The sequence below is a fragment of the Streptomyces sichuanensis genome, from assembly GCF_020328095.1.
GTDB lineage: Bacteria > Actinomycetota > Actinomycetes > Streptomycetales > Streptomycetaceae > Streptomyces > Streptomyces cinnamoneus.
The window spans coordinates 1-10169 of record NZ_JAIXMK010000052.1; the positions used below are offsets into that span (position 1 = coordinate 1).

Genomic DNA, 10169 nt, shown 5'->3' on the forward strand with positions numbered 1-10169 from the left:
AAGCGAAGGAGAGACCGTTGGGGCAGCTCGTGGAATTCCCCACCGCCGGCGGCGGTGCGGTGCTGGTCGAGGTCAGCGAGGGAACGACGGCGGCCGGGCCGGTGACGCGCGGCCTGCACGACAGCACGGTCGAACGGGCGCAGCAGACGTTCGAGGACGCGGTGCGGCGCGTCGAGCCGGGCGTGCAGGCCGTGGTGGCCCGGCTGCGGTCGGCGGCCCAGTCGCCCGATGAGATCAAGGTCGAGTTCGGCATCAACCTGCACGGTGAGGCCGGCGCGTTCATCGCCAAGGCGTGCCTGGCCGCCAACTTCACCGTGTCCCTGACCTGGAAGCCGACGGAAGCCGCCGCGCCCTGACCGCGCCCGGCCGCCGCCCGGGGAACAACCGCGGGAGGGCGGCGGCCCGGGAAAGGGGCATGGAGCACGGGCTTCCGGGCAGGCGCGGAGAGAACGTCATGTGCTCTCACATGTCCGTCTCTCGAAGGAGAAGTCCATGCTGCTTGCCCACCCCGCCGTGCTCGACGATCTCGTCCGGCGCTACACCGCACTGGAGCGCACGCTGGCATCGGGGAAGGCAGGCCCGACGACGCGGCAGAGGATGGCCGACGTCGCCTACACGCTGTGCGTGTCGACCGGAACGCGCGACATCGACGCCGCCCTGGTCGTCGCCCGGCACCGCCTGCCCGGCTCCGCCCCGGGCGACGACAGCGCGCTCACGTCCGGCAGCTGACCCCGGCCCCGTCGGCCGCCGGCGGCGCGGGCGCCGCCCGGGACGGCACGCGGGGACCGCGCGGCTGGGGGAACGACGCGCGGAGTCCACCCGTCGGGTGCAGGATGCGGATGTCCCCCGCCTGTGCGGATCCGTTGTGCTTCCGGATGAGGGCGCAACGATGGCGGCCGTACCGAGCGTCCTTCAGGTGTCCGGTGGCGACGGGAGGGCGGGGACCATGGGCGGCGGCAGCGGCGTGCACGACGTCATGGCGCAGCGACGGGCCGCGCGCCTGGCGCTCCTGGCGGCCTTCTCGGCGGCGTCGGTGCTGCTCCTGGCCGGGGGCGTCCGGAGCGTCGGGCTGGTGGGGGCCGGGCTCGGCGGGCTGGCCGCCTGCGCAGCGGGGCTGTGGTGGACGCTGACGCGCCGGGGCGTCGCACGGGTGTGCGCCGCCGTCCTGGCCGCGGCGGCACCGGCCGCGGTGATCGCCTTCTACGTGGCCGCGGGCCTGCTCTGGCTCGTGCTGCTCTCCGGCGGGTTGTGGGTGCTGGCGGCCTGCGCGGGCTGGGCCGCCCTCGGGGCGGACCGCGCGCCCACGGCCGCGCCCGGGGTGCCCGTCGCGCCGCCGCGGCGGCCGTTCCTCATCATGAACCCGCACTCCGGCGGGGGGAAGGTGGCGCGCCACCGGCTGCGGGAGAAGGCGACGGCGCTGGGCGCGGAGGTGGTCCTCCTCGACCCCGGCCGGCCGCAGGACGTCGTGGCGCTCGCGCGCGAGGCCGTGGCCCGCGGGGCGGACCTGCTCGGGGTGGCCGGCGGTGACGGCACCCAGGCCCTGGTCGCCGGGGTGGCGGCGGCGCACGACGTCCCGTTCGTGGTCGTCGCGGCCGGGACCCGCAATCACTTCGCCCTGGATCTCGGGCTGGACCGCAACGACCCGGCGGCGGGCCTGGACGCCCTCACGGACGGGGTCGAGTTCCGGGTGGACCTCGGGCGCGTCGGGGACCGGGTCTTCGTCAACAACGCCTCGTTCGGCGCCTACGCGGCGGTGGTGCAGAGCCCCGCCTACCGCGACGACAAGGTCCGCACCGTGCTGCAGCTGCTGCCCGACGTGCTGACCGGCCATCACGGCCCCCGCCTGACCGTGTGCGCCGGGGGCGTCACCGTCGAGGCCCCGCAGGCCGTGCTGGTGAGCAACAACCCCTACCGCGTGGGCGACCCGGCCGGGCTCGGCCGCCGGGAGCGGCTCGACGGCGGCGTGCTGGGACTGCTCAGTGTCAGGGCCGACAACGCGGCCCAGGCGGCGGCCCTGCTGCGCGGCCGCCGCTCCCCCGGCCTGACCGTCCTCGCCACCCGCGCCGTCCTGGTCGACGCCGACGCGCCGATGGTGCAGGTCGGCGTCGACGGCGAGGCCCTGTCCTTCCCCGCCCCCGTCCGCTGCGCCATCGAGCACCGGGCCCTGCGCGTGCGCGTCCCCCGCCGACGCCCGGGCGTGCCGCGGCTCAGGCCGCGCCTGGACTGGCGGCGGCTGCGTGAACTGGCCTTCGGCACGGAGCAGCCGGCCCGGGCGGCCCGGTGACGCCGTGCGCCGTCGCGGGCCGGCCGCCGGCATCCGGGTTGCCGACGCCCGGCACGGCTGGGAGCCTCGAAGGAGGACGCCGGAACGGAGCGGAGCCCCGTTGCCGGTGAGGTGACGGTGACGCGAGGCCCGGTGGCGGACCGCCCCGGAAGGGACTCGCCCTCCATACCCCCTGAGGCGCGGCACGCAACGGATACCGCCGCGCGGGGACGCCCGTCATTGCGCAGATCGGTGCCGCCCATGACAGGACCCACCCCCGAAGACGTGCGCGGCCAGCCGCCCGAGCGGCGGCGGGCGACCGCGTGGGCGTGGCCGTCCGACGGCGGCGGGCGGGCCGGCGGTTCGTACGCCCCGGGGCTGACCGCCGCCGTCCCCGCCGGGCAGGGGCCGGCGATGCCCGGGCTGGTGGCCGGCCGGCTGTACCGGGCGGTGAGCGGGGTGGACGGCGAGGCGCGGCCGATGACCGACGCCGAGCGCGCGGACCTGCACGACCCCCTGGCGGAGGTCTTCTTCCGGCACGGGCGCTTCCCGATGTCCTCGCGCGAGCTGCTCGCGGGCCTCGACGGCGCCGGTGCGGTGCCCGAGCAATCCGTGTTCCTGGTCAGCGAGTCGGGCCAGCTCCCTCCGTCCGCGGCGCCCGGCCTGCACCGCGACATCCGCTACGCGATCACCCGGGCCGAGCGGGGCCGCATTCCGGACCTGCTGGTCAGCACGGGGGCCAACAGCGACCCGGACACCACGTTCCTGCAGGTCGCCGCCTGGGACGCGCGGGCGGGCCACTTCAACTACTACATGCGCATCCGGCCCGCGTGGGTGTGGACCGGCGACTCCTGGTCGGCGCTCGCGCCCGCGTCCCGGGGGCACGGCTGCTTCGACAGCCACGTCAACGGCAGCGTGGTCATGAAGGAGCTCAAGCAGCCCTGGATCAACTGGCAGTCCATGGCCGCGACGATCCGGCTGGCCCCCGACGACCCCCTGCGCGGCGACCCGCTCTACGGGCAGGTCGCGGGCGCCGAGCAGCTGGAGACGACCGTCAAGGCCCTTGTCGGCCGGTGGACGGACGCCCGGCTGGCGAAGGTGACCGCGGGCGGGACCGTGGACCGCCCCGACCACCTGCTGCGCCAGCTGTTCACCAGCACCACGGTCAACCTCACCAGCACGTCCGTCCAGAGCGCCACCGTCCGGGCCGACGGCGACGACCTGGTGCTGCCCATCGGCTTCTGGCTGAACGGCGACGCGCTCCTGGACGACCTGGGCCTGCCCGTCGCGGCGGCGCCGCCGCGCGTGCCCGCGGCGCTGTACCTGGGCAGCCTGAGCCGGTTCGGTTTCCGCATGCAGGAGCGGACGAGCGGCTTCTCCCAGCCCGGTGACACGTTCTTCGCCTTCCTGGTGCCCGAGGCGGCCCGCGAGGACAACGACGTGGTGCACCGGATGGTGCTCGCCGGGATCCTTCCGGCGAAGTTCGCCGCGGCCGCGCTGATGGTCGACTTCCCCAACCCCGTCTACAGCACGGACCGGGCCCGCCTCATGGCGTACGTCCCCACCGCGCCCACCCCCACCGCGGCACTCGCGGACTCCGTCGCCGGCGCGATCACGACCGCCGCCCGGAGCCTGCCGCAGGACAGCCCGGAGGCCCGGTTCGCGGAGCACTGGGCTCTGTCCGACGACGCCTGGCCCACGGCCTTCGCCGCCCGCGTGGACGCCTATCTGAGCAGGGCCGCCGCCCGGACCGGCACCCCCGAGGGCTTCGACGACCTCACCCGGCTCGCCGAGTCGCGACGCCGCGACTTCCGGAGCAGGAAGCTCAACGAGTTCGAACTCACGCTGCCCGTCACCGACATCCCCGCCGACGCCCCCCGGCTGCGCATGAACGAGGACGCGACGGTCACCACCACCGCCCCCGCGCCCGTCACCCAAGGAGCGACGCCATGAGCACACTCGACGCGTACGGGCCCCCCGGCCGGCTCGCCGACCTCGCCGACGTGGGCCTGAAGGCATGGCACGTCTTCATCTCCGACAGCGTCGACGGCGCCGTCAGGGGGCCCGATCCGGCCAAGGTCCGCAACGACAGCCCCCGGCCGCAGTTCTACAACCTCACCCGGGTGGAGACGGCCCCCGACGCCACCGAGGCCACGGTCACCTGGACCGCGTTCCCCCGGCGCATCAAGCTCGACTCCGTCTCGGACGCCCAGCGCTGGCAGCGCGCGGACGCCAGCCGCGACGTCCAGGACGAGTACTGCGAGTGGAGCGTCACCCGCGACGACGCCGGAAGGATCACCCGTGTGACGTTCACCTGCGAGGGGCCCGAATACTGGGACGTCCTCGCGCAGACCGGCCCGGAAACGGCACTGCGGCTCTACCAGCAGCACGTCAGCCCGCAGGTGCGCCGGGCGGACCTCTTCGGCCTCGACGGCCGCTACCGGCGCCGCAACCGGTGGAACGACTCCACCACGCAGGGCGCCATGCACCTCATCCAGCCGTCCAACACCCTCGGCGCCGAGATCGAGCTCGCCGGGGCCGCCACGATACGCCGCGTCATCGACGGCCAGGAGCTCGTCACCGCGCAGGAGCTCATCGCCTGCAGCAAGTACGGAGTCGCCGAGCGGCACAGCGACCCGCACATCGGCGAGGTCGTCAACACCGTCGCCCGGCAGGCGGCCGACCTCTCGCTCACCGACCCCGTGGGCCTGTACTTCAACGGACTGTCGACCGAGGGATGGCTGACCCCCGACTCCTCCGACCCGCAGGGCTACTGGACGTACGTGCGCGGGGAGCGGGCCCATCCGGTCCGGGCCGTCTACGAGGTGCCGGAGGACCGGCACTTCACCGTCTCGGACATCACCATCGGCGGCAAGCCCATCCGCTTCGGCGCGCAGATCGCCGACTTCATCACCATCAAGCTCTCGGCGGTGGCCTGCCGGATCGGCGAGAGCACCGCACAGCCGCAGACGGCGTGCGTGGAGCTCGTACCGGCCACGGCCGGCCCGGCGACGAGCGCGTTCGCCGCGAACGCCTTCTCCCCGTACGGATACGTGGGCGCAGGCTCCGCCGAGGCGGCCGCCACCACCCGCCGGGCCTGAGGCCCGGCCGGGGCCGGGATCAGCAGGCGACGAGCAGCTCCCGCAGCCCCCGGATCACGAAGCCCGGCTTCCACTGCGGCTCCGCCACGAGCCGCAGCTGCGGCACACGACGCAACAACGCACCGAAGACGGCCTGGAGTTCGATGCGGGCGAGCGGGGCGCCCAGACAGTAGTGGATGCCGGCCCCGAACCCGAGGTGGGGGTTGTCGGCGCGGGTGACGTCCAGGCGCTCGGGGTCGGCGAAGCGGGCGGGGTCGCGATGGGCGGAGCCGAACAGCAGCGCGACCTCGCTGCCGCGCGGGACGAGCGTGCCGCCGATCTCGATGTCGTCGAGCACCCAGCGCTCGAAGAGCTGCAGCGGCGTGTCGTAGCGCAGCAGTTCCTCGATCGCGCCGGGCAGCAGGGCGGGGTCGGCGCGCAGGGCGGCGAGCTGGGCAGGGTGGCGGAAGAGCGCCCACCAGCCGTTGCCGGTGGTGTTGACCGTGGCCTCGTGGCCGGCGTTCAGGAGCAGGACGCACGTGGAGACCAGCTCCTGCTCGGTGAGCCGGTCCCCCTCGTCGTGGGCGCCGATCAGCGCGGTGAGCAGGTCGTCGCCGGGCCGGGCACGGCGGTCGGCGATCAGCTCCCGCAGGTAGGCGGAGAACTCGGCCGAGGCGCGCACGGCGCGTCGTGCCGTCTCCTCGTCCGGGTTGAGTTCGTACATGCCGCAGATGTCCGCGGACCAGGGGCGCAGCAGCGGCCGGTCGGCGGCGGGGACGCCGAGCATCTCGGCGATGACGGCGACCGGCAGCGGCTCGGCGACCGCGGCGATCAGGTCGCCGCCGCCCTCGCCGAGGAGGCCGGTCACCAGCTCGCCGGCCAGCCGGCGGACGGTCGGGGCGAGGTCGTCGACCCGACGCGGGGTGAACGCCTTCGCGACCAGGCGCCGGATCCTGCTGTGGTCGGGGGGCTCCAGGTCGAGCAGCCCGTTGCCGTTGAGGACGTGGAAGGGTTCGTGCGCGACCGGTGGCGGGGTGCGGCCGAACTCCTCGTGCGTGAAGCGGTGCAGGTACGTGCGCCCCAGCCGGCGGTCGCGCAGCAGGGCCCGGACGTCCGCGTGGTGCGGCACGAGCCACTGCCTGCTGGGCGCGAACCAGTGGATGCGTCCGGCGGCCCGCAGCCGGGCGTACCCGGGGTAGGGGTCGGCGACGAAACGGGGGCTCCACGGCTCGAAGGCGGCGCTCGCGTCCATGGGCGGATGCTAGCGACGTGGCGGGGGCCGTGACCATGGCAGGAAGCTGCCATGGCGGCGGCGCCGGCCACCGGCTCCCCCCGGGCCCGCTTCCGTCGTCCCGGCGCGTTCCCGGCGTGTTCTGGGCGTGTTCCCGGCGTGGCAGCGTCGCCGTCCTGTCATCTTCCGGCCGACCCTTCTTCCAGGGCGTTTCATCCGGCACCGGCCTCATTACGCTCTGCTTAACGATCTTGGTGAAAGGCATGACACGTGAACAAGCGCTTCGCATCCGTCGTGGTGGCCTCGGCCGGTCTGCTCTCGCTCATGAGCGGCACCGCCCTCGCGGACACGGCTCCCCCCTCGCCCGAGCAGTCCTGTGAGGGCGTCAAGCTGACCGGTGCCCTGCCCGCGCCGCCGGCCGGGATGGCCGTGGTGCAGGACGTCACGATCGGCAAGGACTGCAAGCCCGTGACGGGCCCGGTGCAGTACGTTCCCGCCTCCTCCGGCAAGCCCGCCGCCAAGGGCGCACTCGCCGCGGCCCCCCGGAGCGCGACGGCCGCCGCGGGCCGGCAGTTCCGCAGCTGGAACGAGATGTTCGACTGCTGCAACATCCGAATGACCGGCCTGTACACGACGTCGACCTGGGACAGCGCGAACGGCCGCATCACCACCGCCGCGACCGAGGCGCGCCACGAGTGGAACCGCGAGCCGTGGGACGCGGGCTGGTCGCTGAAGTCGTCGGACAAGAAGGACGACTGCACCAACGACTGCGCGACCGTCACCACGCAGGCGAATGCCGAGTTCACCTACAAGGGCATCTTCGACGTGACCGGCAAGTGGTACGCCAACACCCACCACTCGAACGTCAAGCTCAACCCCGACTCGACGGCGACCTGCACCTTCGACGTGGAGCTGCGGCACACGTTCATCGGCTGGAACTGGCGCCGCGGCTGCGAGTGACCCTCCTCAGCCCTGCCCGGCCCCCGGGCCCGGCAGGGCGTCCATGAGGCGCTCCGGCGCGGCCTGCCGCCAGGAGTCGACGAGGATGTCGCGCAGCTCGTCCAGGTCCTCCAGGGCGGCGAGCCGCACGCGCACCCAGTGGGAGCCCGCCTCGTGCGGCGGCACCCAGAACTTCTCCGGCTCCGCCGCGATCAGCTCCGTGCGCTCGTGCTTGGGGCACCGCACGGCGAAGGACGTCCCGTCGTCGGGGACCGTGATGTACATCTTCCCGGCCACGCGGAAGGTGGGCATGCTCCACGCCTCCTTCTCGACGGTCTCGGGAAGGGACAGCGCGATGCGACGGACGTCTGCAGCAGTGATCATGTGACCAGGTTAGGAGGCGGCCGGCCCCGCGGCCGCAGGGGTGATGCGGTGCAGCGTCACCCGGGCGAGCCTGCCGTCCGCCGCCTCCGCGGTCATGTACGTGTGGTGCGGCTGGCGGCGGCGGTCGGTGGGGGATCCGGGATTCAGCAGCCGCAGACCGCCGGGGGCCGTGGTGTCCCAGGGGATGTGGCTGTGGCCGAACACCAGCACGTCGGTGTCCGGGAAGCGTTCGGCGCACCGCTTCTCCCGCCCGTGGGCCGGGCCCGTCTCGTGGACGACGGCGAAGCGCAGGCCGCCGAGCCGGGCCCGTGCGACCTCGGGCAGGCGGGCCCGCAGCGCGGGGCCGTCGTTGTTGCCGTACACGCCGACGAGCCGGCGGGCGCGCGAGACGAACAGGTCGAGAGCGGCCTCGTCCACCCAGTCCCCGGCGTGAATCACCACATCGGCGTCGGCGATCGCGGCGAGGAGCTCGTCCGGCAGCGAACGGGCCCGCCGCGGCAGGTGGGTGTCGGAGGTCAGGAGCAGCCGCATGCCGGCCCGTTCCCCGTCGGGTGCGGCAGGGGCGGGCGGTGCCGGGCGTTCAGTGCCGGTCGCCCATGGCCTTGCGCACCGCGTCGCGGGTGCGGTCCACGACGGCGGCCAGCGGCCCCAGCACGATGTTCTTCGTGGCGCTCTCGACACCGGGGTGCGGGTGCGTGGGAGCCATCGCCTCGGCGGCCCTGACGGCCTTGGCCATCCGTGCGAGCGTCCGCTGCTCGGTCTGCTCCTGCAGCCGGTTGAACTCCAGCCGTTCCTCGGCGTCGGCGTGCGCCAGGACGTCGTCGCGCAGGGCGCGCAGCGTGGGCATGAAGTCCGGGTCGTCGACGTCCATGCCGTCCAGTTCGCTCAGCACCTCCTTCGCCTCCCGCTCCTCGCGCAGACGGTCGGCCACGACGCGGTCGCCGCTTTCGAAGGCGCGCCGGGCGGTGGGGTGCACCACTTCCTCCTCGGCCGTCTCGTGGACGGCGAGCAGGCGGACGAGTTTCCTGAACGCCTCGCGGCGCCCCTCGCCCTCCGCCGTCTCGACCTGCTCGAACAGTTCCCGGATCTGCCGGTGCTGCTCCTTGAGCAGTGTCACGACGTTCTCGTCCGCGCCGCCCTGTGCCCGCTCCGCCATGTCTGGTCTCCTGCCGGTCCCCTGGATGGAAGCGCGCGGATCCTCCTGTCCGCGCCCCTCCGACAGTGCCCCCACCGGGGCCTCCACGGGGGCACCTGCAACGGGTCGCGGTCGGCCTTTCATCTGTTCGGACGAACGGGCGGCACCGGGCGCCGGACGGGGCTCAGGCGGCGTGCGCGGACCCGGCGTCCAGCCGGCCGAGCAGCTCGCCGCGGTGCAGCCCGGCCAGCGAGGCCACCAGGTCCGGGTGCCTGAGCAGGGGGGCGGCGCGTCCGTCGTGGTCGTCGGGTGCGGTCAGCCGGCGGAACTCGACCGGCAGCCCCAGGGCATGGTCGCTGTCGCCGACGGCGGCCACCGCGGCGGCGGCCAGCCGCCGGTCGGTGAGCAAGGACGCGGCCCAGCTCGCGACGACCTCGTCGACCCACGTCCGCCACGCGTGGTCCGCCTCGTCGGGCTCGCCGTGGTCGGCTCCCACGAGCCAGTCGAGGCGGGCGGACCCGCCGGGCCCGGCGACCATGACCAGGCCGGCGTCCAGGGCCGTCGGATAGCGCAGCCACGCCGCGACCGTCACCGCCTGGCGCGCCTGCGCACCGGCGAGCGCGGAGTCCAGCGCGCCGCCCCCGGGCGCGTACGCCCGGGTCAGCCACTGGGTCGTGGCGGCTATCAGCGGGGAGAGGTCTGCGGACATCACGGGGAACCGTTCGCGTCTGCGCCCCTGACGGACGCCACATGCGGACAAGACGAAGGAAAAGGCTAGCTACCGCCTCGAACCGGGCCAATGACCTGCGTCACGCGGCAGCAGGCCATGGCGCGGGTCAGCGGCCACGGCGGGCGGAGGAGCGCGGGCGCAGCAGGGCGGCCGCCAGGACGGCCGGGGTGGTGAGCAGCAGGGTGAGGGTGACCAGCGGGGTGCTGCGCACCGGCTTCTTGGACGCGGCCTTGACGGAGCTGCGATAGGCGGGGCGGGGCGGGAACTGCGGGCGGGGTGTGCTGGGCACCGTGTGCGACGGCGGCGGGGCCGGGGCGGCCGGCGGCCGCAGCGGAACGGTCCCCACCGGCAGCGGGCCCGGCGGACGGGGCGCGGGCGGCGCGGCAGGGGCAGGCGCCCCGGAACCG

General features: G+C 74.5%; 11 protein-coding genes and 1 pseudogene. 6 read left to right on the top strand and 6 right to left on the bottom strand.

Translation table 11 applies throughout. The annotated features are described in order from the left end of the window. From LE181_RS16935 to LE181_RS16955, 5 genes are all read left to right on the top strand, one after another. A partial coding sequence (locus LE181_RS16935) for a CU044_2847 family protein (RefSeq protein ID WP_225662126.1) occupies positions 1 to 356 on the top strand: 356 nt, incomplete at its 5' end. Between the two features lie 136 nt (positions 357 to 492). Further along, positions 493 to 729, top strand: a complete 237-nt coding sequence (locus tag LE181_RS16940; protein WP_225662127.1) for a DUF5133 domain-containing protein — start codon at positions 493 to 495, stop codon at positions 727 to 729. A gap of 247 nt (positions 730 to 976) precedes the next feature. Continuing rightward, positions 977 to 2284, top strand: a complete 1308-nt coding sequence (locus LE181_RS16945; protein ID WP_225662136.1) for a diacylglycerol/lipid kinase family protein — start codon at positions 977 to 979, stop codon at positions 2282 to 2284. Between the two features lie 240 nt (positions 2285 to 2524). Further along, complete coding sequence (locus tag LE181_RS16950; RefSeq protein WP_225662128.1) at positions 2525 to 4216, top strand: hypothetical protein; 1692 nt, start codon at positions 2525 to 2527, stop codon at positions 4214 to 4216. After that, complete coding sequence (locus LE181_RS16955) at positions 4213 to 5364, top strand: DUF8225 domain-containing protein (RefSeq protein ID WP_225662129.1); 1152 nt, start codon at positions 4213 to 4215, stop codon at positions 5362 to 5364. Before LE181_RS16950 ends, LE181_RS16955 begins: the two co-directional genes overlap by 4 nt. Positions 5365 to 5383: 19 nt before the next feature. Here the strand turns inward: LE181_RS16955 and LE181_RS16960 are convergent, their stop codons facing one another. Continuing rightward, positions 5384 to 6595, bottom strand: a complete 1212-nt coding sequence (locus LE181_RS16960) for a cytochrome P450 (RefSeq protein ID WP_225662130.1) — start codon at positions 6593 to 6595, stop codon at positions 5384 to 5386. A gap of 249 nt (positions 6596 to 6844) precedes the next feature. Between LE181_RS16960 and LE181_RS16965 the strand changes: the two genes are divergently transcribed. After that, a complete protein-coding gene (locus LE181_RS16965; protein ID WP_225662131.1) occupies positions 6845 to 7534 on the top strand; it encodes a hypothetical protein in 690 nt (229 codons plus the stop codon). A gap of 6 nt (positions 7535 to 7540) precedes the next feature. On the opposite strand, the gene LE181_RS16970 is transcribed toward LE181_RS16965, so the two are convergent. The 5 genes and pseudogenes from LE181_RS16970 to LE181_RS16990 form a co-directional block, all read right to left on the bottom strand. Continuing rightward, the gene (locus LE181_RS16970) at positions 7541 to 7897 is read right to left on the bottom strand and encodes an MmcQ/YjbR family DNA-binding protein (RefSeq protein ID WP_225662132.1); all 357 of its coding nucleotides are present in this window, start codon (positions 7895 to 7897) and stop codon (positions 7541 to 7543) included. 9 nt (positions 7898 to 7906) lie between these two features. Beyond that, positions 7907 to 8428, bottom strand: coding sequence for a metallophosphoesterase family protein (locus tag LE181_RS16975; RefSeq protein WP_225662133.1), 522 nt, complete (start codon positions 8426 to 8428; stop codon positions 7907 to 7909). A 49-nt stretch (positions 8429 to 8477) separates the two neighbouring features. Continuing rightward, positions 8478 to 9053 carry a hemerythrin domain-containing protein gene (locus tag LE181_RS16980; RefSeq protein ID WP_225662134.1) on the bottom strand — a complete coding sequence of 192 codons (576 nt, stop codon included), beginning with the start codon at positions 9051 to 9053 and terminating at the stop codon, positions 8478 to 8480. Positions 9054 to 9216: 163 nt separating this feature from the next. Beyond that, a complete protein-coding gene (locus tag LE181_RS16985; RefSeq protein WP_225662135.1) occupies positions 9217 to 9741 on the bottom strand; it encodes a hypothetical protein in 525 nt (174 codons plus the stop codon). Positions 9742 to 9868: 127 nt separating this feature from the next. After that, positions 9869 to 10169 (bottom strand): annotated as a pseudogene (locus LE181_RS16990) (hypothetical protein); the annotation flags it as partial.

What these genes read in the sequence shown, in the direction of transcription:
- LE181_RS16950 (WP_225662128.1), top strand. Translation starts at nt 2,525, where the DNA reads ATGACAGGACCCACCCCCGAAGACGTGCGCGGCCAGCCGCCCGAGCGG.
- LE181_RS16945 (WP_225662136.1), top strand. Translation starts at nt 977, where the DNA reads ATGGCGCAGCGACGGGCCGCGCGCCTGGCGCTCCTGGCGGCCTTCTCG.
- LE181_RS16955 (WP_225662129.1), top strand. Translation starts at nt 4,213, where the DNA reads ATGAGCACACTCGACGCGTACGGGCCCCCCGGCCGGCTCGCCGACCTC.
- LE181_RS16960 (WP_225662130.1), bottom strand. Translation starts at nt 6,595, where the DNA reads ATGGACGCGAGCGCCGCCTTCGAGCCGTGGAGCCCCCGTTTCGTCGCC.
- LE181_RS16940 (WP_225662127.1), top strand. Translation starts at nt 493, where the DNA reads ATGCTGCTTGCCCACCCCGCCGTGCTCGACGATCTCGTCCGGCGCTAC.
- LE181_RS16970 (WP_225662132.1), bottom strand. Translation starts at nt 7,897, where the DNA reads ATGATCACTGCTGCAGACGTCCGTCGCATCGCGCTGTCCCTTCCCGAG.
- LE181_RS16985 (WP_225662135.1), bottom strand. Translation starts at nt 9,741, where the DNA reads ATGTCCGCAGACCTCTCCCCGCTGATAGCCGCCACGACCCAGTGGCTG.
- LE181_RS16980 (WP_225662134.1), bottom strand. Translation starts at nt 9,053, where the DNA reads ATGGCGGAGCGGGCACAGGGCGGCGCGGACGAGAACGTCGTGACACTG.
- LE181_RS16975 (WP_225662133.1), bottom strand. Translation starts at nt 8,428, where the DNA reads ATGCGGCTGCTCCTGACCTCCGACACCCACCTGCCGCGGCGGGCCCGT.